Source organism: Streptomyces sp. GQ60, assembly GCF_059758875.1.
On record NZ_JCAXEG010000011.1, the window covers coordinates 118,391 to 144,844 of the forward strand.

Consider the following 26,454-nt stretch of genomic DNA (forward strand, 5'->3'; position numbering starts at 1 on the left):
GTGGTGGCGGGGCCCCGCACGGCAGGCACTACGCTCGCTCCCATGACCAAGAAGTTCGAATACGCGACCGTCCCGCTGCTGGTCCACGCCACCAAGCAGATCCTGGACACCTGGGGCGAGGACGGCTGGGAGCTCGTCCAGGTCGTTCCCGGCCCGAACAACCCCGAGCAGCTCGTGGCCTATCTGAAGCGGGAGAAGGCGGCATGAGCGGAGCCGTCGAGGCGAAGCTGGCCGAACTCGGCCTGACCCTCCCCGAGGTCGTCCCGCCGCTGGCCACGTACCAGCCGGCCGTCCGGTCGGGTGTCTACGTGTACACCGCGGGCCAGCTCCCGATGGTCAAGGGCAACCTGCCGGTCACCGGCAAGGTGGGCGCCGAGGTCTCGGCGGAGCAGGCCAAGGAACTGGCCGCGACCTGCGCGCTGAACGCGCTGGCCGCGGTGAAGTCCGTCGTCGGCGACCTCGACAAGATCGCGCGCGTCGTGAAGGTGGTGGGCTTCATCGCCTCCGCCCCCGACTTCACGGCCCAGCCGGGCGTGTTGAACGGCGCGAGCGAGCTGCTGGGCGCGGTCCTCGGCGACAAGGGCGTCCACGCCCGCAGCGCGGTCGGTGTGGCGGTCCTCCCGCTGGACGCACCGGTCGAGATCGAGATCCAGGTCGAGCTGGTCCCGGGAGCCTGACCTCACCGTCTGCCTGCCCCTGAGGGCGGGATCTTGCGGAGGGGCTGAATGTGCCCGCAGGGCGCATTCAGCCCCTCCGGCGTCTTTCCAGCCGTCCGGCGTTGAGGACCGGGGTCCGGAAAGAGCCCGGGGAACGGGCGAAGGGTGGCAGCGGGGGCTTCCCCCGCGCAGCGGCAAGGGTCGCAGCGGTGACTACGCCCCGCGCAGCGGCAGGGCGCCCCTCGAACATCGGCCCGGATGCCCGTAGCATCCCGCCATGCCGAATGGTCAGTACGGTCAGCAAGAGACCTCCGCCGGAGGTCAGTGGTACCCCCCGGAGTGGCCCGACCGGATCCGCGCGCTCGCGGACGGCGCCCTCACCCCGGTGGAGCCGAGGCGAGCCGCCACGGTGATGCTGTTGCGCGACACCCCCGACGGCCCCGCCGTGCACATGCTGCGCCGCCGGGTCGAGATGGCCTTCGCCGGAGGCGCGTACGCGTACCCCGGCGGCGGTGTGGACCCCCGTGACGAGGACCACCTCATCGGCTGGGCCGGCCCGAGCCGTGCCGAGTGGGCCGAGCGGATGGGCACCGACCCCGCCACCGCCCAGGCGATCGTCTGCGGAGCCGTCCGCGAGACCTTCGAGGAGGCCGGGGTGCTGCTCGCGGGCGAGTCCGCGGACACCGTCGTCGGCGACACCACCGGCGAGGAGTGGGAAGCCGCGCGCGCGGCCCTGGTCGCCCGCGAGCTGTCCTTCGCCGAGTTCCTGGACCGCCGGGGCCTGGTCCTGCGCTCCGACCTGCTCGGTGCGTGGGCCCGCTGGATCACCCCGGAGTTCGAGCCGCGCCGGTACGACACCTGGTTCTTCGTCGCGGCCCTCCCCGAAGGCCAGCGCACCCGCAACGCCTCCACCGAGGCCGACCGCACGGTCTGGATCCGCCCGGCCGACGCCGCCGCCGGCTACGACAAGGGCGAGCTGCTGATGATGCCGCCCACGATCACCACCCTGCGCTCCCTGGAGCCGTACGGGAGCCCCGCCGAGGCCCTCGCCGCGGCCGGCGCCCAGGACCTGACCCCGGTCCTCGCCCGGGCCACCCTGGCGGACGGGCAGCTCGTGCTCAGCTGGCCGGGCCACGACGAGTTCACCAAGCGCGTCCGCCTCACGGCGCCCGGCACCCCGGGCCCGGGTCCCGAGCACCCCGGCCCCGCGCACCCGGGAGGAGCCCCCGCATGACCGATGCCGCCGCCCTGCCCGGCCAGCCCCGCGGAGTGGTCGCCTCCGGGCCCGCCACCGCCCGCGCGGTGAACGTCCTGGCCCCGAACGCCTCCCCGATGACCCTCGACGGCACCAACACCTGGCTCGTCTCCGAGCCCGGCTCCGACCTGGCCGTGGTGATCGACCCCGGCCCGCTGGACGAGGTACACCTGCGCGCGGTCGTCGCCGCCGCCGAGGAGGCGGGCAAGCGGGTCGGGTTGACCCTCCTCACCCACGGACACCCCGACCACGCGGAGGGCGCGGCCCGCTTCGCCGAGCTGACCCGCACGAAGGTCCGCGCCCTGGACCCGGCCCTGCGCCTGGGCGACGAGGGCCTGGCCGCCGGGGACGTCATCCGCACGGGCGGCCTGGAACTGCGGGTGGTCCCGACACCCGGCCACACCGCGGACTCGCTCTGCTTCCACCTGCCGGCCGACCGCGCGGTCCTGACCGGCGACACGGTCCTGGGGCGCGGCACCACCGTCGTCGCGCACCCCGACGGGCGCCTCGGCGACTACCTGGACTCCCTGCGCCGGCTGCGCTCGCTGACGGTCGACGACGGGGTCCACACGGTGCTCCCGGGCCACGGGCCGGTCCTGGACGACGCGCAGGGCGCGGTGGAGTTCTACCTCGCCCACCGGGCCCACCGCCTCGCGCAGATCGAGACGGCCGTCGAGAACGGCCTGACCACCCCCGAGGCGGTCGTAGCCCACGTCTACGCGGACGTGGACCGGTCGCTGTGGCCGGCCGCGGAATGGTCCGTACGCGCGCAGCTGGAGTACCTGACGGAGCACGGGCTGATCCCCGGGAACCCGGAGTGAGCGGGCCGGATCCGAAAGAGACGGCCTAGCCCGCCGGACGGGGCGCCTTCGTCCCGTGCCGGGCCGTGTACTCGTCCGCGAGCCACGGCCCGAGGTCCTCGACGTAGGCGCGCAGCACGGCCGGGTCCGCGACCGGCTCCAGCGCGGCGGCCGCCGCGGCGCGCATCTGGTCGGCGCGCTCGGGGTAGTACCGCCCGAACACCTCCGCCGACTCGGTGAGGTCGCTGGTCCAGCCGCCCCACCGCGGCATGACGAGGGTGAACCCGGTCCGTACGAGGTGCCGCGAGACGCCCCGGCACAGCTTCCGGTACTCCTCGGGTGTGGCCGCCTCCCGGATCCGCTCGCGCACCCTGGGCAGCAGTTCGGCGAGGTCGCCGTTGGTCTCGCGGGCGAGCAGCCCGTCCGGCCGGTAGCGGGGCAGGTGCTCGGCCAGGTCCGGGCCGAGCAGCGGGGTGCACAGGCAGGCGAGGAACCAGCCCAGGTCGTGACGTTCCTGCTCGCTCAGCAGCCGGTCCTTGCCGTACAGCAGGATCCCGACGCCGTCGATCTCCGCGAACTCCTCGTCGATGCCGCGCGCCAGTGCCTCGGTGGTGTCGCGGTCCTCCTCGCGGGGTGCGCGGTGCAGGGCGATCAGCAGGTCGAGGTCGGACCGGCCGGGCCGGGCCGTCCCGCGCGGCACGGATCCGTACAGGTAGGCGCTGTGCAGCCGTCGCCCGTACGCCTCCCCGATCCGCTCCCGCACGGCGGCGACGAGCGGCCGGAACTCGGCCTGCACCCGCCCGAGCGAGCCTTCGCGCTCGAAGTACCCGTACGCGTCGAGGCCTCTGTGCTCCATGGGTCCACTGTGCCTCCTGCGCGGCCAAAATCAGCCCGCCGCCGCTGGAGGCGCGGGGCGCGGGCGCGGAGCCCCCGGAACGGCGCCGCAGGGACGCGAAAAGGGGCCCGCCCACCCGGGCAGGACCCCTCAACGGCTAAGACCGGCGTCAGCGGGACCGCTTCGCGAGCCGCTCCACGTCCAGCAGGATCACCGCACGGGCCTCCAGGCGGAGCCATCCGCGCCCCGCGAAGTCGGCCAGGGCCTTGTTCACGGTCTCGCGCGACGCGCCGACGAGCTGGGCCAGCTCCTCCTGCGTGAGGTCGTGCACGACGTGGATGCCCTCCTCCGACTGCACGCCGAAGCGGCGCGACAGGTCGAGGAGCGCACGGGCCACGCGGCCCGGAACGTCGGAGAAGACCAGGTCGGACATCTGGTCGTTGGTCTTGCGCAGGCGCCGCGCGACGGCGCGCAGCAGCGCGGTCGCCACCTCGGGCCGGGCGTTCAGCCAGGGCTGGAGGTCTCCGTGGCCCAGACCCAGCAGCTTGACCTCGGTCAGGGCGGTGGCGGTGGCGGTGCGCGGGCCCGGGTCGAACAGCGACAGCTCGCCGATCAGCTCTCCGGGGCCGAGGACGGCCAGCATGTTCTCGCGGCCGTCGGGGGAGGTGCGGTGCAGCTTCACCTTGCCCTCGGTGACGACGTAGAGCCGGTCACCGGGGTCGCCCTCGTGGAACAGGGCGTCACCACGTGCGAGGGTCACCTCGCCCATGGAGGCGCGGAGCTCCGCGGCCTGCTCGTCATCGAGCGCCGCGAAGAGCGGGGCACGCCGCAGTACGTCGTCCACGAGTCTCTCTCCTATGTCGACCAGCCGAGGGGATCGCTCCCCCATTTTGCCGGACGGCTCAAACAGTGCGATCAATCACGTTCATCACAAGGATGCCGGACGTACGGGTGTGCTGTGCGGCGAGAGGCCTATCGGGGTGGTGTTACCTGAGGTCCGGGGCGGTCGTCGCCGCCGTGTCCCGGACCGGCCGGGCCTCCAACAGGCCGGTGAGAGCACAGGCCAAGGGGTCCGGTGGAGTGACGGCCACGATGAATTCAGCCGTGGGCGAACATGGCCCGGTGGGAGCCCTCCCGGAGCAGTGACCCCCGCTCCAGGGCAAAACTTCGGCCAAGAAACCCCGTCCGGGCGGAGGACACGTCCGCCCACGGGCGGAGGGCTGCGCGGCGTAGCCTTCGGGGATGGCAGAGAGCAAGGTCAAGAAGGCCGGGGCGAAGCCGGAGAGCCATCTGGCGATGGTGCGGCGGGCGCGCAGGATCAACCGCGAGCTGGCGGAGGTCTACCCGTACGCGCACCCGGAGCTCGACTTCCGCAACTCCTTCGAGCTGCTGGTCGCCACCGTCCTGTCCGCGCAGACCACCGACCTGCGCGTGAACCAGACGACCCCGGCCCTCTTCGCCGCGTACCCGACCCCCGAGGACATGGCCGGAGCCGATCCGGAGGCGCTGGAGGAGATCATTCGGCCGACCGGGTTCTTCCGGGCGAAGGCCAGGTCCCTCCTGGGCCTCTCGCAGGCCCTGCGCGACAACTTCGGCGGTGAGGTGCCGGGCCGGATCGAGGACCTGGTGACGCTCCCCGGGGTGGGCCGCAAGACGGCGAACGTGGTCCTCGGCAACGCCTTCGGCGTCCCCGGGATCACGGTCGACACCCACTTCGGGCGGCTGGTGCGGCGCTGGAAGTGGACCGAGCAGGAGGACCCCGAGAAGGTCGAGGCGGAGATCTGCGCGATCTTCCCGAAGAGCGAGTGGACGATGCTCTCGCACCGCGTCGTCTTCCACGGCCGCCGGATCTGCCATTCCCGCAAGCCCGCCTGCGGGGCCTGCCCGATCGCACCGCTCTGCCCGGCCTACGGGGAGGGCGAGACCGATCCGGTGAAGGCGGCGAAGCTCCTGAAGTACGAGAAGGGCGGCCAGCCCGGCCAGCGCCTGAGCCCGCCCCCGGACTACCCGGGCCTGCCGGCGCCGGCCAGGTCCGGCCCGGCGGACGCCTGAGCCCTGCCCGATCCGGCCCCGGCGGCGTTCGAGGCGCGGGCTCCGGGGCGGAACACGGCAGCGGCGCCGCACCCGCAAGGAACGAATCGCTACCCGCACCGCGTTTGGCGGAACGTGGGGAAACGCAGAAGCACGGACAGGGGTGCCTATGACAGAGGCCACGCAGAACCGCCGGGCGGACGCCGCCGCCCTCCCCGGTGCGGCCACCGCGCACGGGGCCCCGTACCACCAGCGCGGCCGGCGCGGAAGCATCGACCTGCGCACCCACGGACTGCCGGGCTGGCTGGACCCCGTCGTCGAGGCGGCCCGGACGGTCCGGCCCACCCAGCTCAGCCGGTTCCTGCCGCCGGAGGACGGCCGCGGCCGCCAGTCGGCCGTGCTCGTCCTCTTCGGGGAGGGCCCGCGCGGCCCCGAGCTGCTGCTGATGGAGCGCGCCGGCACCTTGCGCTCGCACCCCGGCCAGCCCTCCTTCCCCGGCGGCGCCCTCGACCCCGAGGACGGCGACCCGCGCACCACCGGCCCGCTGCGCGCGGCCCTGCGCGAGGCGGAGGAGGAGACCGGTCTGGACCCGGCCGGCGTCCAGCTCTTCGGGGTGCTGCCCCCGCTCTACATCCCGGTCAGCGAGTTCGTCGTGACCCCGGTGCTCGGCTGGTGGCGCGCCCCCAGCCCGGTCGGGGTGGTCGACCCGGCCGAGACCGCCCGCGTCTTCACGGTGCCCGTGGCCGATCTCACGGACCCCGCACACAGGGTCACCGTCGTTCACCCCGGCGGCTTCCAGGGCCCGGCCTTCACCGTCCAGTCGGCTCTGGTCTGGGGTTTCACCGCCGGCGTGATCGACAGGCTCCTGCACTTCGCCGGCTGGGAACGCCCCTGGGACCGGTCCCGGGAAGTCCCGCTCGACTGGCGCGCATGAGACGGTGGCCCCTGTGAACGTGCTGGACATCCTGTTGCTGCTCGCCGCCGTGTGGTTCGCGATCGTCGGCTACCGCCAGGGGTTCGTCGTCGGCATCCTGTCGGTGACCGGCTTCCTCGGCGGTGGTCTCGTCGCCGTGTCCCTGCTGCCCCTGATCTGGGACCGGGTCACCGACAACGGCACCCAGGTGTCCACCACGGTCGTCATCATCGCCGTGGTCGTGATCATCGTCTGTGCCTCGATCGGCCAGGCGCTGACCACCCACCTGGGCAACAAGCTCCGGCGCCACATCACGTGGTCCCCGGCCCGCGCGCTCGACGCGACGGGCGGCGCCCTGGTGAACGTGGTCGCGATGCTGCTGGTGGCCTGGCTGATCGGTTCCCTGGTCGCCGGCACGTCCATCCCCACGCTGGGCAAGGAAGTCCGCAACTCCAAGGTGCTCTTCGGCGTCTCGCGGGTCCTCCCCGAGCAGGCGAACACCTGGTTCACGGACTTCAGCTCCACCCTGGCGCGCAACGGCTTCCCCCAGGTCTTCAGCCCCTTCTCCAACGAGCCGATCACCGAGGTCAAGCCGCCGGACCCGTTGCTCGCGAGCAGCCCCGTGGCCGAGCACGCCAAGCAGTCGATCGTGAAGGTCGTCGGCACGGCGCCCGCGTGCAGCAAGGTGCTGGAGGGCACCGGCTTCGTCTTCGCGCCGGGCAAGGTGATGACCAACGCGCACGTCGTCGGCGGGGTCGGTGAACCGACCGTGCAGGTCGGCGGCGAGGGCAAGCTCTACGACGGCAAGGTCGTGCTCTACGACTGGGAGCGCGACATCGCCGTCCTGGACGTGCCCAAGCTGAAGGCGCCGGCGCTGGAGTTCACCGACAAGGGCGCGGCGAGCGGCAGCGACGCCATCGTCGCGGGCTTCCCGGAGAACGGCGCGTACGACGTCCGCTCGGCGCGCGTCCGCGGCCGGATCAACGCCAACGGCCCGGACATCTACCACCGGGGAACCGTGCGACGGGACGTCTACTCCCTCTACGCGACGGTCCGCCAGGGCAACTCCGGCGGCCCCCTGCTGACGCCCGACGGCAAGGTGTACGGGGTCGTCTTCGCGAAGTCCCTCGACGACCCCAACACCGGTTACGCCCTGACCACGGACGAGATCCGCGAGGACATCCGGATCGGGGAGACGGCGAACCGTCGGGTCGACAGCCAGGGCTGCGCCCTCTGAGCCGTACGGGAGGCATGAGGGGCTCCCGCAGCCCTGCGGGGCCCCGGAACCCCCGGAGCCCCTCCAGGGCCCGTGTGCCTACGTACGCTGGTGCCTGAGCCGGGCGGAGACCCAGCGGGCCCGGCGGCGCAGGATGCGGGGAATTCCGAGTCGGGGGTCGTCGTGGCCTTCGCGGCCCTGCCCCCTGTGCGTGCCCGGCGTGACCGTCGAGCGGCGTTCGTGTGCGGTGTCACCGTAGTCGTGCGTCCAGCCCATACTCCGAGCTGTGCCCGGCGCCCAAGGTCGGTAATCGCGTTGAGGGCGGCCAATTGGCCTATGCGCCAGGCAATTGAATGCTTGTCATATAAGCGGCTCGGTCGGGCTCAGCGGTCCGGCTCGGGGTCCTTCAGCCAGTTGACCAGCTCGGTCGAGAACGCCGCCGGGTCCTCCTCGTGCGGGAAGTGCCCGAGACCGTCGAAGAGCCGCCAGCGGTACGGGGCTTCGACGTACTGCCCGGACCCCGCCGCACTCCGCGTCCGCATCACCGGATCGAGCGAGCCGTGCAGGTGCAGCGTCGGCACCCGCACCGGCCGCTTCATGCGCCGGTTGAACTGCAGTCCGTCGGGCCGGGCCATGGACCGCATCATCCAGCGGTACGGCTCCACCGAGCAGTGCGCCGTGGACGGGATGCACATCGCGCGCTGGTACACCGCGACGTCCTCCTCCTCGGGGAGCCGCGGGCCCGACCAGTCCCGGATCAGCTCGCCCACGAGCGCCCCGTCGTCGGCGACGAGCTGACGCTCCGGCACGAACGGCCGCTGGAAGCCCCAGATGTGCGAGCTGGCGCGGGTCTGCCCGAAGTCGGACAGCATCGCGGAGCGCCAGCGGCGCGGGTGCGGCATCGAGGACACGACCAGCCGGCGCACCAGCTTCGGCCGCATCACCGCCGCCGTCCAGGCGAGGTAGCCGCCCAGGTCGTGCCCGACCAGGGCGGCGTCGGGCTCGCCGAGGGACCGTACGACCCCGGTGATGTCGAGCGCCAGGTTGGCCGGGTCGTAGCCGCGCGGGGTGCGGTCGCTGCCGCCCACCCCGCGCAGGTCCATCGCGACCGCCCGGTAGCCCGCGTCGGCGAGGGCGGTCATCTGGTGCCGCCACGTCCACCAGAACTGCGGGAAACCGTGCAGGAGCAGCACCAGCGGTCCGTCACCCAGCTCGGCGACGTGGAACCGCGCCCCGTTGGCCGCGACGTCCCGGTGCGTCACTTCTCGCCCGCCGGGGATGTCGATCCGGACCGCCGTGGCGGCGGTGGGGGGCGTACCGGACGTGCCGGAATCGGACGAGGGGGCTGTCATGAGGACGAGCGTGCCACACCCACGGCGTTGTCACTGACCGACCGGGCGTGGGGCTTGACGGTGCCGACGAGGGCCGCCGTCTCCTTGACCGAGGCGATGGTCTTCACCGGCGGCTTGATCTTCTTGAACTTCGCCATGGCGATCAGCCCGATCACGCCCGCGAGCAGCCAGAACGCCACACCGACGATCAGGAAGGACCAGGCCAGCCCGAGCCCGAGGTTGTGGATCCCGTACGCCGCCGCGAAGCTCAGCACCGGCAGCGAGAAGAGCAGGAGCACGCCCGCGACGATCGCCGCGCCGCTGCCGATGCCCGCGCGCTTGACGTCCTGCTTGATCTCCACCTTGGCGAGGGCGATCTCGTCGTGCACCAGGGCGGACATCTCGGCGGTGGCCGAGGCGACCAGCTGGCCGAGTGTGCGCTCGGCTCCTGGGGCCCCTTGGTCCACTGCGCTCATCGCTCTCTCCCTTTGTCGTCCGACTGCGACGGCTGTCCTGTCGTCAGTCAGATCATGCCGGACAGCCGTCGTCGGCGCTGGCGCCGCCCGGAGCTTCGGCCGCGGCGTCCCGCGCCGCGGCGGTGGCCGCCTCGGCCCGGCGCAGGTGCTCCGCCGCCTTGGCCTCGTGGATCTTCGCCATCCGCAGGTGGTAGTCCGGGTTGTCCTGCTCGTAGATGTCGGGGATGCCGTCGAGGTCGTCGTCCCGCTCCTCGTCCTCGATGAGCGCCTTGTACTTCCGGTTGCGCATCTTCAGCAGGACGCACGCGACGATCGCGGCGATGAGCGACCCGATCAGGACGGCGGCCTTGATCTCGTCCGTGAGGACGGGGTCGTCGGTGAAGGCGAGCTCGCCGATCAGGAGCGAGACGGTGAAGCCGATGCCGGCGAGCGAGGCGACGGCGAAGACGTCCGGCCAGGCGAGGTCGTCGTTGAGCTCCGCCTTGGTGAAGCGGGCGGCCAGCCAGGTGCCGCCGAAGATGCCGAGCGTCTTGCCGACGACGAGGCCGAGCACCACGCCGAGGGGCTCGGGCCGGGTGAAGACCTGGCCGATGGACTCGTCGGAGAGGGAGACGCCGGCCGAGAACAGGGCGAAGAGCGGGACGGCCAGACCGGCCGAGAGGGGCCGGACCAGGTGCTCGATGTGCTCGCCCGGGGAGTGGTGCTCGCCCTCCTTGCGGTGGCAGCGCAGCATCAGGCCCATGGCGACACCGGCGATGGTGGCGTGGACGCCGCTGTTGTACATCAGGCCCCAGACGGCCAGGGCGAGCGGGACGTAGACGTACCAGCCGCGCACGTTCACCCGGAGCAGGAACCAGAAGAGGACCAGGCCCGCGAACGCCCCGCCGAGCGCCAGGAAGTTGATCTCGCTGGTGAAGAACACCGCGATGATCATGATGGCGAACAGGTCGTCGACGACGGCCAGGGTCAGCAGGAAGGCGCGCAGGGCGGACGGCAGCGAGGTGCCGATGACGGCGAGGACGGCGAGGGCGAAGGCGATGTCGGTGGCGGTCGGGACCGCCCAGCCGTCCGTCGAGCCATTGCCGAGCACGTTGGTCAGTACGTAGACCAGCGCGGGCACGGCCATGCCGCAGAGCGCGGCGATCACCGGTAGCGCGGCCGCCTTGGCGTCGCGCAGGTCGCCCGCGACGAGCTCGCGCTTGAGCTCGATGCCGGCGACGAAGAAGAAGATGGCGAGCAGGCCGTCGGCCGCCCAGTGCTGGAGCGAAAGGTCCAGCCCGAGGGAGGCGGGCCCGATGTGGAAGGAGCGGACGCTGTCGTAGCTCGCCGCGATGGCGGGCACGTTCGCCCAGACGAGGGCGGCGATCGCGGCCACGAGGAGGAGGACGCCGCCGACCGTCTCGGCGCGCAGGGCGTCGGCCACGAAGCGGCGCTCCGGCAGCGAGAGGCGGCCGAGGAGCTTGCGGCTGTGGTTGTCGGTGGGGCTGGGCGCGGCCACGGGGGGCACCTCCGGGGTGGGTTGGACGGCATGGCGAAGCACGTTGCCGACCAGACTTCCCGGCGCACCCTGTGGAGTAGCTCTTTAACCGTCTAATACTTTACAGGGTGTACGCGTGGGTGTATCCGGTGATCGTCACTTTATGTGCGAAAGGGGCATCCGGCGCGGCGCGCCGGATGCCCCCCTCATCGTGTCGAACGGGTCCTCCCGGGTGGCCCCGGGAGGTGCCTCAGTCCTCGCTGCCGGACGCCGGCAGCTTGCTCTGGATCAGGTCCATGACCGAGGAGTCCGCGAGCGTGGTGACGTCACCGACCGCGCGGTTCTCGGCCACGTCGCGCAGCAGGCGACGCATGATCTTGCCCGAGCGGGTCTTCGGCAGCTCCTGCACCGGCAGGATCCGCTTCGGCTTGGCGATCGGGCCGAGGGTGGCACCCACGTGGTTGCGCAGCTCGCCGACCAGCGTGTCCGTCTCGGAGGCGCTGCCGCGCAGGATGACGAAGGCCACGATGGCCTGGCCGGTGGTCTCGTCGTTCGCGCCGACGACCGCCGCCTCGGCGACCGAGGGGTGCGAGACCAGCGCCGACTCCACCTCGGTGGTCGAGATGTTGTGGCCGGAGACCAGCATCACGTCGTCCACCCGGCCGAGCAGCCAGATGTCGCCGTCCTCGTCCTTCTTGGCGCCGTCGCCCGCGAAGTACTTGCCCTCGAAGCGCGACCAGTACGTGTCGATGTACCGCTGGTCGTCGCCCCAGATGGTGCGCAGCATCGAGGGCCACGGCTCGGTGAGGACCAGGTAGCCGCCTCCGCCGTTCGGGACCTCGTTCGCCTCGTCGTCCACGACGGTGGCGGCGATTCCGGGCAGCGCGCGCTGCGCCGAACCGGGCTTGGTCTCGGTGACGCCGGGCAGCGGGGAGATCATCATCGCGCCGGTCTCGGTCTGCCACCAGGTGTCCACGATCGGGCAGCGGTCGCCGCCGATGTGCTTGCGGTACCAGATCCAGGCCTCGGGGTTGATCGGCTCGCCGACCGAGCCCAGGACGCGCAGGCTCGACAGGTCGAACTTCGCGGGGATGTCGTCGCCCCACTTCATGAACGTACGGATCGCCGTGGGCGCGGTGTAGAGGATGGTGACGCCGTACTTCTGCACGACCTCCCAGAACCGGCCCTGGTGCGGGGTGTCCGGGGTGCCCTCGTACATCACCTGGGTGGCGCCGTTGGCGAGCGGCCCGTAGACGATGTAGGAGTGCCCGGTCACCCAGCCGATGTCGGCGGTGCACCAGTAGACGTCGCTCTCCGGCTTCAGGTCGAACACCGCGTGGTGGGTGTACGAGGCCTGCGTGAGGTAGCCGCCGGAGGTGTGCAGGATGCCCTTGGGCTTACCCGTGGTCCCCGAGGTGTAGAGGATGAAGAGCGGGTGCTCGGCGTCGAAGGCCTGCGGCGCGTGCTCGGCGCTCTGCCGCTCGACGATCTCGTGCCACCAGACGTCGCGGCCCTCGGTGAAGGCGGTGTCCTGGCCGGTGCGGCGCACGACGAGGACGTGCTCGACCTGCGGGCACTTGGCGACGGCCTCGTCGATGGCGGGCTTCAGGGCGGAGGGCTTGCCGCGGCGGTAGCCGCCGTCCGAGGTGATGACCAGCTTCGCGTCGGCGTCCTGGATGCGGGAGGCGACGGCGTCGGCGGAGAACCCGCCGAAGACCACGGAGTGCGCGGCGCCGACGCGGGCGCACGCGAGCATCGCGACGACCGCCTCGGGGATCATCGGCAGGTAGACGGCGACCCGGTCGCCGGCCCGTACGCCCAGCTCGGTCAGGGCGTTCGCGGCCTTGGAGACCTCGTCCTTGAGCTCGGCGTAGGTGATCGAGCGGCTGTCGCCGGGCTCGCCCTCGAAGTGGATGGCCACGCGGTCGCCGTTGCCGGCCTCGACGTGGCGGTCCACGCAGTTGTACGCGACGTTCAGCTTGCCGTCCGCGAACCACTTCGCGAAGGGCGGGTTGCTCCAGTCGAGCGTTTCGGTGGGCTCGGTGTCCCAGCTCAGCCGCCGCGCCTGCTCGGCCCAGAAGCCCAGCCGGTCCGCGTCGGCCTGTGCGTACGCAGCCCGAGTCACGTTGGCGGCGGCGGCCAGATCGGCGGGCGGTGCGAACCGCCGCTCCTCCTTGAGCAGATTGGCCAGGCTTTCATTGCTCACGACGCATCTCCCTTTCCCAGGGTGTCCGTTGTGTCCCCGGTTGTGTCCCCGGGCATAGCTCATCAGTCAATGGCCCGGGTGACAAGAGGTTGCCGGTAATTGGTGTAGACCTATTACCGGCTGGGCCCACGCACGAGTGGCCCCCTCCCGCCGTGCGTGCGGGAAAGGGCCACTGTGTGGCACGGATACGGGAGGGTATCGGTTCAAAGCTCCCGCTCGGACGGGGTGCTACCCGTTCAGCCGCGCAGCGCGCCCGCGCCGACGGTGTCGAAGACCCGGCAGTCGAAGAAGTCCTGGCCCTCGGACAGCAGGTACGCCTGGGCCTCGCCGACGTGGAAGTACATCCCGTGCAGCTCCAGGGTGCCCTCGGCGAGCCGCCGGGCCACCGATTCGTGGGCCCTCAGGTGCTCCAGCTGCTGCACCACGTTGGTCAGGCACAGTTGCTCCACGGCGTCCGCCGGCAGCCTTCCGGAGATCCGCGCCCAGGCGTGATGGCGGCTGGCCATCCGCTCCAGGCTCGGCAGTCCGTGCCGCAGCCACCGCCGCAGCGGGGTCATGGGCACCCCGGGCGCGGAGCTGAGCAGCGCCTGCATGGCCCCGCACCCCGAATGCCCGCACACCGTGATGCTGTCCACCATCAGTACGTCCACGGCGTACTCGATCGCCGCGGCGACCGAATCGTCCGTGGACTCGGCCCCCGGGAGCGGGACCAGGTTGCCGACGTTGCGCACCGTGAACAGGTCCCCGGGGCCGCTGGCCGTGATCATGCTGGTCACCAGGCGGGAGTCGGCGCAGGTGAGGAAGAGCTGCGAGGGCCGCTGCCCTTCGCGGGCCAGCCGGGCGAGTTCCTCGCGGACGTGTGGAGCCGTGTCCCGCTGGAAGGCGCTGATCCCGTTGGCCAGTTGACCGGCCCCGCGTCCGCGCGCGGCCACCGGTGCGGCGGGTGCGGGGGGCACGGAGGGCGAAGCCGTGCCCGCGGCGGCCTCCGGGGCGGTACGGGGAACCGTGGCCCGGTGGTCGCAGTGGTTCTGCCACGGCGTCCAGGGCCGGCAGCATTGGTGGTGCCCGCGCTGCGCACCCCGGTGGGCCCGCTCGGCGAGCTGTGCCCACTCGGTCCGCCCCGGCTGATCGGTCTGCTCCGGCTGATCGGTCTGCTCCGGCTGATCGGATCCGGAGAACCTGGCCCCGGACCGGCCGGTCACCTCCAGCGAGCCCCCGTGCGCCAGATGGGAGTCCCGCCAGTCCTGGATGGTCTCGTAGGCGGCGTGGTCCATGAACGAGCCGTCCAGTTCGATGACGGCGTGCCCGTTGCCCGGGATCTGGTTCAGCACCCGGCTCAGCCGTGGTACCGCGAGGAAGGTCAACTGCCCCCGCGCCCAGACCCGGTGGACCCCGTCGTCGAGCCGCTCGACGGTGATCCGGGTCCGGGCCAGGCGGTGCAGGGCCAGGGCGACGGCCATCGCGATGCCGATGGCGACGCCCTCCAGGACTCCGCCGAGCACCACGGCCACGATGGTCGTGGCGTAGACCAGGAACTCGCGGTGCCGGGTGACGGTGCGCAGGTGCGTGGCGCTCACCATCTGCACGCCCACCGCCATCACCAGCGCGGCGAGCGCGGCGAGCGGGATCAGGTCGAGGACCGGCACGAGCAGTGCGGCGGCGAGCAGGACCCAGAGGCCGTGCATCATGGACGACCGCCGACTCACCGCACCGGACTTGACGTTGGCCACGCTGCGGACCGCCACACCCGTGATGGGCAGGCCGCCCAGCGCGCCGGAGACGATGTTGGCCGCGCCCTGGCCGCGCAGTTCGCGGTTGAGGTCGGCCCGGGCGGGGCGCTTGCCCGTGGCCCGCTCGGCGGCGATCAGCTTGTCGGTGGCCACCGCCGAGAGCAGCGACTCGACACTGCCGACCAGGGTGATGGTCAGCACCGCGGCGATGAGCCCGAGGACCGGCCCCTCGGGCAGCTCGGGCAGTGCGTGGCTGCGCCAGGACGGCAGGTCCACACGGGGCAGGGAGAGCCCGGCGAGGGCCGCGAAGGCCGTCGCGGTGGCCACGGCGGCGAGTGCGGCCGGCACCTTGCGCAGGGCCTGCCCGACCCGGCCGGGCAGCCTGGGCCAGCCGAGCAGCACGACCAGCGTGAGCACGCTGATGCCGAGCGCGACGGGGTGCAGGTCGGCCAACTGGGCGGGCAACCCCTGGACATTGGCCAGGGCGGAGCTCTGCGGGGTGCCGCCGAGCACGATGTGCAGCTGCGCCAGGGCGATCGTCACACCGATGCCCGCGAGCATGCCGTGGACGATGGCGGGGCTGACCATCAGCGCGGACCGGGCGGTCCGCAGCGCGGCGAGGCCGAGCTGGCAGCAGCCCGCGAGGACCGTGATGGCGCAGGTGGTGCGCCATCCGTAGTGCTGGATCAACTCGGCGGTGACGACGGTGAGACCGGCTGCGGGGCCGCTCACCTGGAGAGGTGCTCCGCCGAAACGTCCTGCCACGATCCCGCCGACGGCCGCGGCGACGAGCCCCGCCTGGAGCGGCGCTCCGGTGGCCAGGGCGATGCCGAGGGAGAGCGGCAGGGCGATCAGGAAGACGGCGATGGAGGCGGAGAGGTCGGCGGAGAGGCCGGCGGAGCGGTCCTTCGCGACGGGGGGAGGGGAGGTGGTGGTGGGGGTGCTTGTCATAGGTCCCGTCTCCTCGGGGGGAGGGGTGAAGCGGCGGGATTCTCAACACTCGGTAAACGAACGGTAATGGAGAGTAAAGGCCGGTGGTAGGTAATACGGGCAAATGGCCTAGAAATTAGCGCTCACGAGTGAATAGGCATTTAGTACGGCTTGTCACACCTTCCTTAAAACGGACCGCATGGGACGTTGCGGCGCGGAAGTCCTGCGACGGAACTGCGAGGGAAGAGGTGCGGCGGATGACTGCCACCACGAAGAGGGGTGCCACGAAAAGGGCCGCGACGCTGAGGATCGGCGGCGGTCTGGTCGCGACGGCGTTGGTCCTGGGCGCGGCCGGGTGCAGCACCTCGGAACCCGCCGACCGTCCGGCCCCTGGGGGTCAGGCGGCCAAGAAGGGCGCGGCCGCGCCGGAGGGCCCGGCGCCCGGCAGCGTCAAGCGGCTCATCGGGGACGGCTCGACCTCGTACACGGGCCTGCAGCCGAACGTACAGAAGGCGGAGAAGCTGAAGCCCGGCGAGAAGCCGCCGCAGTTCGTCGTCTATTCGTGGGACGGGGCGGGAGAAGACAGCCAGAAGCTCTTCTCGCATTTCCGTGAGGTGGGCAAGAAGTACAACGCCCGTATGACGTACTTCCTCAGCGGCGTGTACATGCTCCCGGAGGAGAAGCGTTCCCTCTACACCGCGCCCCAGCACTCCCCGGGCCGCTCCGACATCGGCTTCGGCGACCCCCAGGGCATCAAGGACACGGCTCTCCAGGTGCGCGAGGCCTGGCTGGAGGGCAACGAGATCGGCACCCACTTCAACGGCCACTTCTGCGGACCCGACGGCGGCGTCGGGACCTGGTCCGTGGAGGAGTGGAAGAGCGAGATCAACCAGGCGAAGTCGTTCGTCAAGAACTGGAAGACGAACTCACCGGCCCTCAAGGGCATGGAGGCGCTCCCGTTCGACTACGACAAGGAGATGATCGGGGCCCGCACCCCCTGCCTGGAAGGCCAGAAGAACTTCATGCTGGCGGCGAAGGAGATGGGCGGCTTCCGCTACGACTCCAGCGGCATCAGCAAGCAGATCTGGCCGAAGAAGACGGACGGCCTCTGGGACATCCCGCTCCAGCTGGTCCCCATGCCCGGCCGCGCCTTCGAAACGCTCAGCATGGACTACAACTACCTGGTCAACCAGTCCGGTACGACCACGCAGGGCGATCCCTCGCAGCACGCGTACTGGGGTCAGCAGATGCGCGACGGCCTGGTCAAGGCCTTCGAGCGGACCTACCGGGGCAACCGCGCGCCGCTGATCATCGGCAACCACTTCGAATCCTGGAACGGCGGCACCTACATGCGCGCCGTCGAGGACTCCATCAAGACCATGTGCACGCAGAAGGAGGTCCGCTGCGTGCCCTTCCGCGAGCTGGTGGACTGGCTGGACGCGCAGGACCCGAAGGTAGTGGAGTGGATGCGCACCCTCGACGTCGGCGAGGCGCCGAAGGCGGGCTGGAACACCTTCCTGACGGCGGGGCCGCCGGCCAAGCCGGCCGCCCCCGCCGGGGTCAAGCCGGCTGAGGAGCCGGCTGAAGCGAGTCAGAACGAGGAGTGAGCAGCTCCCGCAGGACGAAACCGGGGTCGACCTGTTCCGCCAGGTCGACCCCGGTCTTCGCGTTGCCCCAGCTCTCCGCGTTGCGCAGGTGGAAGTGGACCATCTGCTCGGTGTACCGCTCCCAGTCCCGGTGCGCGTAGGAATCGTCCGCGGCGTCCTGCAGCGCCTGCAGGGCCAGCCGGTTGGTGGCCTCCAGTAGCTCGAAGGCGGCCGGCCGGCCCTTCTCCATCGCCCGCACCCAGTCCGACTGCCCGACGGTGACCAGGAGGTCCTCGCCGGCCTCGTCCTGGAGGAACTCGATGTCCTCGGGGCCCTGCACCTTGTTGCCGACGACCTTGAGGGTGATCCCGAAGTCCCGCGCGTACTCCTTGTACTGGCGGTAGACGGAGATGCCCTTGCGCGTCGGTTCGGCGACCAGGAACGTCACGTCGAAGCGGGTGAACATGCCGGAGGCGAAGGAGTCCGAACCGGCCGTCATGTCGACGACGACGTACTCGTCCGGGCCGTCGGCGAGGTGGTTGAGGCAGAGTTCGACCGCGCCGACCTTGGAGTGGTAGCAGGCCACGCCGAGGTCGGACTCGGTGAACGGCCCCGTCGCCATCAGGCGCACGGGCTCGCCGTCGAGCGTCACGGTGTGCGCGCAGGCGTCGTAGACGGGGTTGTCCTCGTCGACCCGCAGCAGCCGGGAGCCGGTGCCGGGCGGAGTGGTCTTGATCATCGTGTCGGCGGAGGCGATGCGCGGGTTGGAGCCCCGCAGGTAGTCCTTGATGAGGGGCAGGTGCGCGCCCAGCGCGGGCAGCGAGGAGGCGTCGTCCTCGCTGAGTCCGAGCGCGGTGCCCAGGTGCTGGTTGATGTCGGCGTCCACCGCGACGACACGGGCTTCGTTCGAGGCGAGGTGGCGGATGAAAAGGGAGGACAGCGTGGTCTTGCCGCTGCCGCCCTTCCCCACGAAAGCGATCTTCATGTTCACGAAGGGTAGTGGGTCGGTGGCTTTGGGTTGTATGCCTGAGTGAAGAAGACCACTCCAAGGAGGGGTCGGTGCTATGGGGGAGCAGTGCGTAGGCTCCTTACTTATGAGTAGCGCTTCTGCTTCCGCCGCCTCTTCCGCCTCTTCCGCCGGGGGCGCCGCCGACCCGCTCGCCCCGCTGGCCGGTCTGCCGGGCGTCGCCGAGTCCGTGGATTCCGTACGCAAGTCCGTGGACCGGGTCTACGGCCACCGCGTCATGCGCCGCCGCGCCGGGGAGATCACCTCGGAGGCCGCGCTGCGCGGGGCCCGCGGGAGCGCGGCGCTGTCCGGGGCCGACTGGGCGCTGGAGGAGGTCCGCCGCCGGAGCGATTTCGGCTCGGAGCCCGAGGCGCGCACGGTGGGTGCCGCCCTGCGCCTGACGGCGGAGGCGGGCCAACTGCTGAGCATCTGGCGCCAGTCGCCGCTACGGGTCCTGGCGCGGCTCCATCTGGTGGCCTCGGGCTCCACGGCCGACGGCGACGTGGTCGGCCGGCCCCGCCTGGCCGGTGAGCCGGTGGACGAGCCGCTGATCGACCTGCCCCTGCCCGACGCGCAGGAGGTCGCGGGCCGGCTGGACGGGCTCTCCCGCCTGATCATCGCGGGCGGCTCCGCTCCGGCGCTGATCACGGCGGCGGTGGTGCACGGCGAACTGCTCGCGCTGCGTCCGTTCGGCTCGTACAACGGCTTGGTGGCGCGGACGGCGGAGCGGATCGTGCTCATCAACAGCGGCCTGGACCCGAAGGCGATCTGTCCGGCGGAGGTCGGTCACGCGGAACAGGGTCGCGAGGCCTATGTGGAGGCCTTCAAGGGCTACGTCTCCGGGACCGCGGAGGGGATGTCGGCCTGGATCGCGCACTGCGGCCGTGCGATCGAGCTCGGGGTGCGGGAGTCGACGGCGGTCTGCGAGGCGCTCCAGCGCGGCGCGGCCTGACGGGATCTGGCGCGGCCTGAGGGGGGCCGCCGGGGCCTGACGGGGCCGGACATGGGTTGCGGCGACACCGTACTGCTCTGGTGTCGCCGCTGGCATTTACGCCCAGTTACCAAGCGTCCTCGATGATTGCCCATCAGGTCGGGAGCTTTGCCCGTCACCTGGTGCGGCTGGCCCGTAATCGACGGGTCGACGTCGCGTGGGTGCTCGGCGTTCATGCTTCGGTCCGTGGGCCATACTGCGTTTTAAAGATGATCCTCTCGGATGTTCTTTGGTCTCGCGGGCCTTGATTCCTTTGTACTCCGCTTCGGGGTGGAGCGAAACCCCTGGCCGCATTTCTTTGCTTTCCGGTGCGATTCAGGATGTATCGGACATCCGATGTTCGCGCAGGTCAGCGGAGTGCGGCGGCCGCCAGTGCGCGCCGCCGGCTCGCGTACCAGACCAGCCCGGCGGTGGCCGCGGCCGCGCCCACCGCGGCGGCGGCCACCAGGGCCGGCCGTGCGGGCATCGACAGTCCGGGCAGCCGCTGCTTCAGCCGTACCGGTCGGTTGAAGACCAGCACCGGCCACTCGCGCGCCACCGCCTCCCGCCGCAGTGCCCGGTCGGGGTTGACCGCGTGCGGGTGTCCCACCGCCTCCAGCATCGGGATGTCGGTGGCCGAGTCGCTGTACGCGTAGCAGCGCGCGAGGTCGTACCCCTCGGACTCGGCGAGTTCCCGTACCGCCTCCGCCTTGGTGGGGCCGTAGGCGTAGTACTCGATCTCGCCGGTGAAGCAGCCGTCCTCGCCCACGACCATCCGGGTGGCGACGACCCGGTCGGCGCCCAGCATCTCGCCGATGGGCTCGACGACCTCGGCTCCGGAGGTGGACACGATCACCACGTCGCGGCCCGCGGTGTGGTGGGCCTCGATGAGGGAGGCGGCCTCGTCGTAGATCAGGGGGTCGATGAGGTCGTGCAGGGTCTCGGCGACGATCTCCCGGACCTGCTGTACGTTCCACCCCTTGCAGAGGGCGGACAGGTACTCCCGCATCCGTTCCATCTGATCGTGGTCGGCGCCGCCGGCCAGATAGATGAACTGCGTGTAGGCGGTGCGCAGCACGGCCCTTCGGTTGATCAGGCCGCCCTGGTAGAAGGACTTGCTGAACGTCAGAGTGCTCGACTTCGCAATGACCGTCTTGTCCAGGTCGAAGAAGGCTGCGGTGCGAGGCAAGGAGTGCGGCAAGGGCTGATTTTCCACGACCCGAGCATATGCGCCCACCATTCGGCGTAAAGTGCGGCGCGTGGGTTTGCCTGAGAAGCCTCTCGGGTACACCATGGAAGTCACGGATCGTTCGCGACCGTGCTAACCCGGTCTGGCTCCTCCCCCCCCGAGTCGGACCGTGGGGACGACCCCCGCTCTCCCCCCCGGCGGGGGTCGTCGCATGTCCGGACGCGGTTCGCGTCCCTGCTTTCGACCCCAAGTGATCATTCCTCGGGCCTCCTCGTCTTCGAGGGGTCTGCGCGTCGAAGGCCCTCACCTCCCGAACTCATCACGGTGCGTAGTCGTTCCGACGCGCTCCGGAACTCACCTGTTGGGGTGAGGGGGTTATTCACAATGGGGCGGATGTCCACGGTTTTAGAGCAAGATCCACTTCTTTTCTCCGATCCCGTCACGGTGATTCCGGCCGCGAAGTCCGCGGCGCTGGATTTGCGGTGAGAAGGAGGCGGAGATCGTGGCTGGATCGAAGTCGTGTGAAGTCCGGGATCTCGCGGTGTCGGGCGGGGGCGGGCCGAATCCCGGTGTCGGCGGGCCTGTGGCCGCCGGGGGACGTCCGCTGATCATCACCGAGGACCCCCTGCTGCTCGACGACCTGCTGCGGCTGTGCGCCGCCGCTGGAGCCGAGCCGCATGTGCACCACGCGGTGCCCGAGCAAAGCGGAGCCGAGCGTGTGAGTGGCGACGGGCGTGACCGGCGTGACCGGCGTGACGGGCGCGCCGCGGGTATCGCGGGTGTCGCGGCGGTTGCGGGGGTCGGCTGGGAATCGGCACCGCTCGTCCTCGTCGGCGACGACGCCGCCCGGCGGGTGCGCGGGGCACCCCGGCGGGACGGGGTCTTCCTCGTGGGCCGGGACCTGGACGACCCCCACGTGTGGCAGCGGGCGGTGGAGATCGGCGCCGAGGAGGTGCTGACCCTCCCCGACGCCGAGAGCCGGCTCGTCGACCGGATCGCCGATGTGGTGGAGGGGGCCGGTCGCCCCGCCCTCACGGTCGGGGTGATCGGGGGCAGCGGCGGCGCCGGAGCATCCACCCTCGCCTGCGCCCTGGCCCTGCGGGCCGCCAAGGCCGGGGAGCGGACCATCCTCATCGACGGAGACCCCCTCGGCGGCGGTGTGGACGTCCTCCTGGGAGGCGAAGCCGCCGAAGGGCTGCGCTGGCCCGATTTCGCCGCCTCGCGCGGCCGGGTCGGCGCCGGAGCCCTGGCGGAATCCCTGCCCGAGCTGCACGCCCTGCGGGTGCTCAGCTGGGATCGCGGGGACCGGGTGGTGGTGCCGCCCGCCGCGATGCGCTCGGTGGTGGCCGCGGCGCGGCGCCGCGGCGGGGTCGTCGTGGTCGACCTGCCGCGCCGGGTCGACGAAGCCGTGGCCGAGGTGCTCGCGCAGCTGGACCTGGTGCTGATGGTGGTGCGGGGGGAGCTGCGGGCGGTGGCCGCGGCCGGCCGGGTGGCCGCCGGAGTCCGGATGGTGGCCCGCGACGTCCGCGTGGTCGTACGGGGCCCTGCGCCCGGCGGGCTCGACGCGGAGGCCGTCGCCGGGCTGCTGGGGGTGCCGCTGGCCGGCGAAGTGCCGGTCGAAGTGGGGCTCCCGGGCCGGGTGGCCGAGGGCGAGCCCCCGGGAGCGCACGGCAGGGGCGCCCTCGCCCGCTTCTGCGACGGCTTCTGGCAGCGCGCCCTCGGCTCCGGCCAGGGGGTGGCGGCATGAGCGCCGTACTCCTCGACGCGGTGCGCCAGCGGCTCGCCGAGAGCGGGGCGGAGCCGACCCCGGCGCGAGTGGCGGCGGCCCTGCGGGCCCAGGGCCGTCTGCTGGGCGACGCGGAGGTGCTCGGTGCCGCCGCCGAACTGAGGTCCGAACTGGTCGGCGCGGGCCCGCTGGAGGCACTGCTCGCCGACCCCGAGGTCACCGACGTCCTGGTGGCGGCCCCCGACCGGGTGTGGGTGGACCGCGGCGGCGGGCTGGAGCTGACCGGGGTGACCTTCGCCGACGCCGCCGCCGTGCGCAGGCTCGCCCAGCGGCTCGCGGCCGTCGCCGGGCGCCGGCTCGACGACGCCCGGCCCTGGGTGGACGCCCGGATGCCCGACGGCACCCGGCTCCACGCCGTACTGCCTCCGGTGGCCGTCGGATCGGCGTGCCTGTCCCTGCGGGTGGTGCGGCCGCGCGCCTTCACGCTGGAGGAGCTGGTGGCCGCGGGGACACTGCCGCCCGGCGGGCAGCGGCTGCTGCGGGACATGGTGCGGGCCCGGCTGTCCTTTCTGGTCTCGGGCGGGACGGGCACCGGCAAGACCACCCTGCTCAGCGCCCTGCTGGGACTGGTCGGCCCCGGGGAGCGGATCGTGCTCGCCGAGGACTCGGCCGAGCTGCGGCCCGACCATCCGCACGTGGTCCGGCTGGAGACCCGGCCGGCCAACCAGGAGGGCGCCGGCCAGGTCACCCTCGCCGACCTGGTCCGCCAGGCGCTGCGGATGAGGCCGGACCGCCTCGTCGTCGGCGAGGTCCGGGGCGCCGAGGTGGTGGACTTGCTGGCCGCCCTCAATACGGGCCACGAAGGCGGCTGCGGCACGGTCCACGCGAATGCCGCCGCCCATGTGCCGGCCCGGCTGGAGGCCCTCGGGTCGGCCGCCGGGCTCGACCGGGCCGCCCTGCACAGCCAGTTGGCGGCGGCCCTGACCCTGGTGGTCCACCTCGTACGGGACCGGGCCGGCCGGCGCCGGGTCGCCGAGGTGCACGTCCTGGAGCGGGATCCCGCCGGACTCGTGGTCACCGTTCCGGCGCTGCGCTGGGGTGCCCGTGGGTTCGTACGGGACCGGGGCTGGGAGCGGCTGCGCCCGCTGCTCGCGGGTCCCCGGTGAGCGCCGGGGCGGTGGCACCGCTGCCGGTGTTCGCGGGGGTGCTGTGCGCCGGGGCGGCCGCCTGGGCGCTGGCCGGGGCCGACCGGGTGTCCCGACGGGCCAGGGCGGTGCTGACCGGGGCGGGGCCGCCGGTACCGGCCGCACCGGCGCCCTGGGAGCGGCTGGTGGCGGGAGTCCGGGTCCGGGCCGCGCGGATCCGGGAGTGGGCCTGCCTGGGGGCCGGGCTGGCGCTCGCGCTGCTGGGCGGGTCGGTGATCCCGCTGCTCGCGGGGGCGGCGGCGGTGCCGCTGGTGCGCCGGTGGCTGCGGGCCAGGGAGCGGACCCGGGCCCGGACGGCGCGGGCCGCCGAGGTGGTGGCCCTGTGCGGAGCGGTGGTGGGCGAGCTGCGCGCCGGTGCGCAGCCCGGCCAGGCGCTGACCGAGGCGATGCGCCGGACGGTGTCGGGCCCCGGCGGGCCGGGAGCCGCGGAGGCCGGGGTCCTGGCGGCCGCGGCCTTCGGCGGGGACGTGGCCGCGGCCTTGCGGCAGGCGGCGCGGGAGCCCGGCGCGGAGGGGCTGGCGGCGATGGCTGCCTGCTGGCGGGTCTCGGTGGACGGAGGCGCCGGGCTGGCCGCCGGACTGGACCGGCTGGAGGCGGCCCTGCGGGCCGAGCGGGACCGGGAGGAGTCACTGCGCACCCAGCTCACGGGTGCGAGGTCGACGACGGCGGTACTGGCCCTCCTCCCGGGGGTCGGCCTGCTGATCGGTACCGGGCTCGGGGCGGATCCGCTGCGGGTGCTCCTGCACACGCCGGTGGGGTGGGGCTGCCTGCTGGCGGGCGCGGTGCTGGAAACGCTGGGGCTGCTGTGGTGCCGGCGGATCGTACGGGTCGGGGAGCGGTGATGGACGGCTTCGCGATCCACAGGCTGGGGACGGCCCTGTGCCTCGGGGCTGTGGCGCTGTGGGCGGTGTCGGCGGCGGCGGCGCGCATCAGGGAGCGGGCGGCCCGGCGACGGCTCACCCGGCTGCTCGCGGTGGAGGCGGCGCGCAGGCACCCGCTGCCCGGGCCCCGGCTGCGGGCGGCGGTGGCGGCCTGGGCCGGGCCGGCCGGAGCGCTCGCGGCGGCCTGGGTGCTGATCGGCGGGCTCGCGGGAGCAGCGGCCGGCTGCGCGGCGGGCTTCGCACTCCGCAGGTGGCTCGCGCGGCGACGGCCGGCCGCAGGGGTGGACCTCGCGGAGGCGGAGCGGCAGCTTCCCTTCGCCGCCGACCTGTTGGCCGCGTGCCTGGCGGCCGGGGCCGGGCCGGTGGACGCCGCCGAGGCGGTGGGGGAGTCGCTGGGCGGCCCGGTGGGTGAACGGCTGGCGATGGCCGGGGCGGAGCTGCGGCTCGGTGGCGAACCGGGCGCCGCGTGGGGGAGGTTGGCGGAGATACCGGGAGCGCGGGCCCTGGCCGAGTGCCTGGAGCGCGCCGCGCGCACGGGGGCGCCCGCCGCGGAACCGGTCTCCCGGCTCGCGTCGACGCTCCGGGCGGACCGCGCGCGCCGGGCGGGGGCCCGCGCACAGCGGGCGGCGGTCCTCGTCACCGCGCCGGTGGGCCTGTGTTTCCTCCCCGCTTTCCTCGCGCTGGGAGTGGCGCCCGTGGTGATCGGAATGGCCTCCGGTCTCCTTTCCGGCACCTGAAGGTCTACGAGAAGGGCGATCCGAGGGGGCGCCTAATCGATCACCCCAATGGCCGACTGAATGGGCCGAACGGGCTGAACGGGCCACTTGAAATGACCATCTGAGATCACGTCAAAAAGCCGAATCAACGGGAGGTTGTCATGTCGATCATCTGGTTTCGCGTGCGGACGGCACTGGTGGGACTGGCGGGACGCGCGGGACGCGCGGGACGGCCGGGAATGAGGGGCCGCGGGGGCGACGCGGGAATGTCCACCTCCGAATACGCCATGGGCACGATCGCGGCGTGTGCGTTCGCGGCTGTTCTGTACAAGGTGGTGACGAGTGAACTGGTCTCGACGGCACTTCAGTCGACCATCGGGAAGGCACTCGATGCGCCGTTCTGACCGCGGATATGTGACGGCGGAGGCGGCCCTGGTGATTCCGGCGCTGGTGCTGTTCGCGGCCCTGCTGGTGTGGGCGCTGATGGCGGCCGCCGCACAGATCCGGTGTGTGGACGCCGCTCGGGCCGGTGCCCGGGCGGCGGCCCGGTCGGAGCCGGCGGACGCGGCGGTGGCGGCGGCCGTGGCCGCGGCTCCGCCCGGGGCGCGGGTGGAGCTCTCGCGGACCGGTGACCTGTGGCGGGTCCGAGTCTCCGCCCCCGCCCCGGGCCCGGCCGCGCTGCCCGTCCGCCTCAACGCCCTGGCCGCCGCCCTGGCAGAGGACACCGTGGGACCGCCGCCGTGACCGGGGCGCGGGTGGACGCGCGGGACCGCGGCTCGGCCACGGTGTGGGGGGTCGTGGTGGCGACCGTGCTGGTGGCGGTGTTCGGCGGGGTGCTCCTGCTCGGGCAGGCGGTGGTCTCCCGGCACCGGGCGGCCGCGGCGGCCGACCTGGCCGCCCTCGCGGCGGCGGTGAGCTGGGCCCACGGCCCCGAGGCAGCCTGCGCCGCGGCGGTACGGGTGGCGGTGGCGCAGGGCGCGCGGGTCACCGAGTGCCTGGTGACCGGTGAGGTCGCGGAGGTCACCGCCCGCGCCCCGACGGGCCCCTTCGGACCGGAGCTGGGCTCCCGCGCGGGCCCGCCGCTGCCCGGGGAGCCCCGGTGAGGGGCCCCCGGGGCCGGGGCCCCGGGGCGGGGTCCCACGGAACCGCGGCTACGCCGAGGGGCCCCAGCGGGCCGTTCACTGGGCGCCGGGGACCGGGGTACGGGTCGTGGTCCGGGCCGGTTGCCACGGCCAGGGCCTGTGTCGGAGCGGCACTAGGGGCGATTTCCAGCCAATCGCGGACGCGGCCCCGGCCCGCGGCGCCACCTCGGCGGCCCC

The 26,454-nt window shown here is 72.6% G+C and carries 25 protein-coding genes; 16 read left to right on the forward strand and 9 right to left on the reverse strand.

The window, feature by feature from the left end; translation table 11 throughout:
* Window positions 1-42: 42 nt before the first annotated feature.
* From sp36 to AC6CKD_RS25730, 4 genes are all read left to right on the forward strand, one after another.
* On the forward strand, window positions 43-207 hold the full coding sequence (sp36, locus tag AC6CKD_RS25715) for a Sp36 family protein (protein ID WP_112447450.1): 165 nt from the start codon (window positions 43-45) through the stop codon (window positions 205-207).
* Window positions 204-677 carry a RidA family protein gene (locus AC6CKD_RS25720; protein WP_498330274.1) on the forward strand — a complete coding sequence of 158 codons (474 nt, stop codon included), beginning with the start codon at window positions 204-206 and terminating at the stop codon, window positions 675-677. The genes sp36 and AC6CKD_RS25720 overlap by 4 nt, the downstream gene beginning before the upstream one ends.
* 256 nt (window positions 678-933) lie before the next feature.
* Entirely contained in the window at window positions 934-1,890 is a 957-nt protein-coding gene (locus AC6CKD_RS25725; RefSeq protein ID WP_498330276.1) for an NUDIX hydrolase, read from the forward strand.
* On the forward strand, window positions 1,887-2,732 hold the full coding sequence (locus AC6CKD_RS25730) for an MBL fold metallo-hydrolase (RefSeq protein WP_498330278.1): 846 nt from the start codon (window positions 1,887-1,889) through the stop codon (window positions 2,730-2,732). Before AC6CKD_RS25725 ends, AC6CKD_RS25730 begins: the two co-directional genes overlap by 4 nt.
* Before the next feature lie 25 nt (window positions 2,733-2,757).
* On the opposite strand, the gene AC6CKD_RS25735 is transcribed toward AC6CKD_RS25730, so the two are convergent.
* Together AC6CKD_RS25735 and AC6CKD_RS25740 are read right to left on the reverse strand one after the other, a co-directional pair.
* Window positions 2,758-3,567, reverse strand: a complete 810-nt coding sequence (locus AC6CKD_RS25735) for a nucleotidyltransferase domain-containing protein (protein WP_498330280.1) — start codon at window positions 3,565-3,567, stop codon at window positions 2,758-2,760.
* Between the two features lie 148 nt (window positions 3,568-3,715).
* On the reverse strand, window positions 3,716-4,390 hold the full coding sequence (locus AC6CKD_RS25740) for a Crp/Fnr family transcriptional regulator (protein WP_003981529.1): 675 nt from the start codon (window positions 4,388-4,390) through the stop codon (window positions 3,716-3,718).
* Between the two features lie 398 nt (window positions 4,391-4,788).
* On the opposite strand from AC6CKD_RS25740, the gene nth reads away from it, so the two are divergent.
* The 3 genes from nth (at window position 4,789) to AC6CKD_RS25755 (ending at window position 7,727) form a co-directional block, all read left to right on the forward strand.
* On the forward strand, window positions 4,789-5,598 hold the full coding sequence (gene nth, locus AC6CKD_RS25745; protein WP_498330283.1) for an endonuclease III: 810 nt from the start codon (window positions 4,789-4,791) through the stop codon (window positions 5,596-5,598).
* A gap of 148 nt (window positions 5,599-5,746) precedes the next feature.
* Complete coding sequence (locus AC6CKD_RS25750) at window positions 5,747-6,511, forward strand: NUDIX hydrolase (protein WP_498330285.1); 765 nt, start codon at window positions 5,747-5,749, stop codon at window positions 6,509-6,511.
* A gap of 13 nt (window positions 6,512-6,524) precedes the next feature.
* Complete coding sequence (locus AC6CKD_RS25755; protein ID WP_498330287.1) at window positions 6,525-7,727, forward strand: MarP family serine protease; 1,203 nt, start codon at window positions 6,525-6,527, stop codon at window positions 7,725-7,727.
* A gap of 362 nt (window positions 7,728-8,089) precedes the next feature.
* On the opposite strand, the gene AC6CKD_RS25760 is transcribed toward AC6CKD_RS25755, so the two are convergent.
* The 5 genes from AC6CKD_RS25760 to AC6CKD_RS25780 all read right to left on the reverse strand — a co-directional run bounded on the left by AC6CKD_RS25760 (window position 8,090) and on the right by AC6CKD_RS25780 (window position 15,877).
* Window positions 8,090-9,058 carry an alpha/beta fold hydrolase gene (locus AC6CKD_RS25760; protein ID WP_498330289.1) on the reverse strand — a complete coding sequence of 323 codons (969 nt, stop codon included), beginning with the start codon at window positions 9,056-9,058 and terminating at the stop codon, window positions 8,090-8,092.
* Window positions 9,055-9,513 (reverse strand): phage holin family protein, encoded by a 459-nt coding sequence (locus AC6CKD_RS25765; RefSeq protein WP_266906122.1) that lies wholly within the window; start codon window positions 9,511-9,513, stop codon window positions 9,055-9,057. The genes AC6CKD_RS25760 and AC6CKD_RS25765 overlap by 4 nt, the downstream gene beginning before the upstream one ends.
* A 52-nt stretch (window positions 9,514-9,565) precedes the next feature.
* Entirely contained in the window at window positions 9,566-11,011 is a 1,446-nt protein-coding gene (gene nhaA, locus AC6CKD_RS25770; protein WP_498330291.1) for a Na+/H+ antiporter NhaA, read from the reverse strand.
* Window positions 11,012-11,240: 229 nt separating this feature from the next.
* Window positions 11,241-13,196 (reverse strand): acetate--CoA ligase, encoded by a 1,956-nt coding sequence (gene acs, locus AC6CKD_RS25775; protein WP_498330293.1) that lies wholly within the window; start codon window positions 13,194-13,196, stop codon window positions 11,241-11,243.
* Window positions 13,197-13,432: 236 nt separating this feature from the next.
* Window positions 13,433-15,877 (reverse strand): SulP family inorganic anion transporter, encoded by a 2,445-nt coding sequence (locus AC6CKD_RS25780; protein ID WP_498330295.1) that lies wholly within the window; start codon window positions 15,875-15,877, stop codon window positions 13,433-13,435.
* Window positions 15,878-16,113: 236 nt separating this feature from the next.
* On the opposite strand from AC6CKD_RS25780, the gene AC6CKD_RS25785 reads away from it, so the two are divergent.
* Window positions 16,114-17,463 carry a polysaccharide deacetylase family protein gene (locus AC6CKD_RS25785; RefSeq protein ID WP_498330297.1) on the forward strand — a complete coding sequence of 450 codons (1,350 nt, stop codon included), beginning with the start codon at window positions 16,114-16,116 and terminating at the stop codon, window positions 17,461-17,463.
* On the opposite strand, the gene AC6CKD_RS25790 is transcribed toward AC6CKD_RS25785, so the two are convergent.
* Window positions 17,417-18,427 (reverse strand): ATP-binding protein, encoded by a 1,011-nt coding sequence (locus AC6CKD_RS25790; protein ID WP_498330299.1) that lies wholly within the window; start codon window positions 18,425-18,427, stop codon window positions 17,417-17,419. The two genes, AC6CKD_RS25785 and AC6CKD_RS25790, sit on opposite strands and share 47 nt — an antisense overlap.
* A gap of 109 nt (window positions 18,428-18,536) precedes the next feature.
* Here AC6CKD_RS25790 and AC6CKD_RS25795 point away from each other — a divergent pair, with 109 nt between their 5' ends.
* The gene (locus AC6CKD_RS25795; RefSeq protein WP_498330300.1) at window positions 18,537-19,400 is read left to right on the forward strand and encodes a Fic family protein; all 864 of its coding nucleotides are present in this window, start codon (window positions 18,537-18,539) and stop codon (window positions 19,398-19,400) included.
* A 388-nt stretch (window positions 19,401-19,788) separates the two neighbouring features.
* Here AC6CKD_RS25795 and AC6CKD_RS25800 read toward each other — a convergent pair whose 3' ends face one another.
* Window positions 19,789-20,658, reverse strand: a complete 870-nt coding sequence (locus AC6CKD_RS25800) for an HAD family hydrolase (RefSeq protein ID WP_498330302.1) — start codon at window positions 20,656-20,658, stop codon at window positions 19,789-19,791.
* Between the two features lie 490 nt (window positions 20,659-21,148).
* Between AC6CKD_RS25800 and ssd the strand changes: the two genes are divergently transcribed.
* From ssd to AC6CKD_RS25835, 7 genes are all read left to right on the forward strand, one after another.
* Window positions 21,149-22,354 (forward strand): septum site-determining protein Ssd, encoded by a 1,206-nt coding sequence (gene ssd / locus AC6CKD_RS25805; RefSeq protein ID WP_498330500.1) that lies wholly within the window; start codon window positions 21,149-21,151, stop codon window positions 22,352-22,354.
* Window positions 22,351-23,499, forward strand: coding sequence for a TadA family conjugal transfer-associated ATPase (locus AC6CKD_RS25810; protein ID WP_498330304.1), 1,149 nt, complete (start codon window positions 22,351-22,353; stop codon window positions 23,497-23,499). Before ssd ends, AC6CKD_RS25810 begins: the two co-directional genes overlap by 4 nt.
* 11 nt (window positions 23,500-23,510) lie before the next feature.
* Window positions 23,511-24,380 carry a type II secretion system F family protein gene (locus AC6CKD_RS25815; RefSeq protein WP_498330306.1) on the forward strand — a complete coding sequence of 290 codons (870 nt, stop codon included), beginning with the start codon at window positions 23,511-23,513 and terminating at the stop codon, window positions 24,378-24,380.
* Window positions 24,380-25,156 carry a type II secretion system F family protein gene (locus tag AC6CKD_RS25820; protein WP_498330308.1) on the forward strand — a complete coding sequence of 259 codons (777 nt, stop codon included), beginning with the start codon at window positions 24,380-24,382 and terminating at the stop codon, window positions 25,154-25,156. Before AC6CKD_RS25815 ends, AC6CKD_RS25820 begins: the two co-directional genes overlap by 1 nt.
* Window positions 25,157-25,374: 218 nt before the next feature.
* Complete coding sequence (locus AC6CKD_RS25825; protein ID WP_498330501.1) at window positions 25,375-25,539, forward strand: DUF4244 domain-containing protein; 165 nt, start codon at window positions 25,375-25,377, stop codon at window positions 25,537-25,539.
* The gene (locus tag AC6CKD_RS25830; RefSeq protein ID WP_498330310.1) at window positions 25,526-25,879 is read left to right on the forward strand and encodes a TadE family type IV pilus minor pilin; all 354 of its coding nucleotides are present in this window, start codon (window positions 25,526-25,528) and stop codon (window positions 25,877-25,879) included. Before AC6CKD_RS25825 ends, AC6CKD_RS25830 begins: the two co-directional genes overlap by 14 nt.
* A complete protein-coding gene (locus AC6CKD_RS25835; RefSeq protein ID WP_498330311.1) occupies window positions 25,876-26,238 on the forward strand; it encodes an Rv3654c family TadE-like protein in 363 nt (120 codons plus the stop codon). Before AC6CKD_RS25830 ends, AC6CKD_RS25835 begins: the two co-directional genes overlap by 4 nt.
* Window positions 26,239-26,454: the final 216 nt, after the last annotated feature.

What these genes read in the sequence shown, in the direction of transcription:
- sp36 (WP_112447450.1), top strand. Translation starts at nt 43, where the DNA reads ATGACCAAGAAGTTCGAATACGCGACCGTCCCGCTGCTGGTCCACGCC.
- AC6CKD_RS25720 (WP_498330274.1), top strand. Translation starts at nt 204, where the DNA reads ATGAGCGGAGCCGTCGAGGCGAAGCTGGCCGAACTCGGCCTGACCCTC.
- AC6CKD_RS25725 (WP_498330276.1), top strand. Translation starts at nt 934, where the DNA reads ATGCCGAATGGTCAGTACGGTCAGCAAGAGACCTCCGCCGGAGGTCAG.
- AC6CKD_RS25730 (WP_498330278.1), top strand. Translation starts at nt 1,887, where the DNA reads ATGACCGATGCCGCCGCCCTGCCCGGCCAGCCCCGCGGAGTGGTCGCC.
- AC6CKD_RS25735 (WP_498330280.1), bottom strand. Translation starts at nt 3,567, where the DNA reads ATGGAGCACAGAGGCCTCGACGCGTACGGGTACTTCGAGCGCGAAGGC.
- nth (WP_498330283.1), top strand. Translation starts at nt 4,789, where the DNA reads ATGGCAGAGAGCAAGGTCAAGAAGGCCGGGGCGAAGCCGGAGAGCCAT.
- AC6CKD_RS25750 (WP_498330285.1), top strand. Translation starts at nt 5,747, where the DNA reads ATGACAGAGGCCACGCAGAACCGCCGGGCGGACGCCGCCGCCCTCCCC.
- AC6CKD_RS25760 (WP_498330289.1), bottom strand. Translation starts at nt 9,058, where the DNA reads ATGACAGCCCCCTCGTCCGATTCCGGCACGTCCGGTACGCCCCCCACC.
- AC6CKD_RS25765 (WP_266906122.1), bottom strand. Translation starts at nt 9,513, where the DNA reads ATGAGCGCAGTGGACCAAGGGGCCCCAGGAGCCGAGCGCACACTCGGC.
- AC6CKD_RS25780 (WP_498330295.1), bottom strand. Translation starts at nt 15,877, where the DNA reads ATGACAAGCACCCCCACCACCACCTCCCCTCCCCCCGTCGCGAAGGAC.
- AC6CKD_RS25785 (WP_498330297.1), top strand. Translation starts at nt 16,114, where the DNA reads ATGACTGCCACCACGAAGAGGGGTGCCACGAAAAGGGCCGCGACGCTG.
- AC6CKD_RS25790 (WP_498330299.1), bottom strand. Translation starts at nt 18,427, where the DNA reads ATGAAGATCGCTTTCGTGGGGAAGGGCGGCAGCGGCAAGACCACGCTG.
- AC6CKD_RS25795 (WP_498330300.1), top strand. Translation starts at nt 18,537, where the DNA reads ATGAGTAGCGCTTCTGCTTCCGCCGCCTCTTCCGCCTCTTCCGCCGGG.
- AC6CKD_RS25800 (WP_498330302.1), bottom strand. Translation starts at nt 20,658, where the DNA reads ATGGTGGGCGCATATGCTCGGGTCGTGGAAAATCAGCCCTTGCCGCAC.
- AC6CKD_RS25810 (WP_498330304.1), top strand. Translation starts at nt 22,351, where the DNA reads ATGAGCGCCGTACTCCTCGACGCGGTGCGCCAGCGGCTCGCCGAGAGC.
- AC6CKD_RS25820 (WP_498330308.1), top strand. Translation starts at nt 24,380, where the DNA reads ATGGACGGCTTCGCGATCCACAGGCTGGGGACGGCCCTGTGCCTCGGG.
- AC6CKD_RS25825 (WP_498330501.1), top strand. Translation starts at nt 25,375, where the DNA reads ATGAGGGGCCGCGGGGGCGACGCGGGAATGTCCACCTCCGAATACGCC.
- AC6CKD_RS25830 (WP_498330310.1), top strand. Translation starts at nt 25,526, where the DNA reads ATGCGCCGTTCTGACCGCGGATATGTGACGGCGGAGGCGGCCCTGGTG.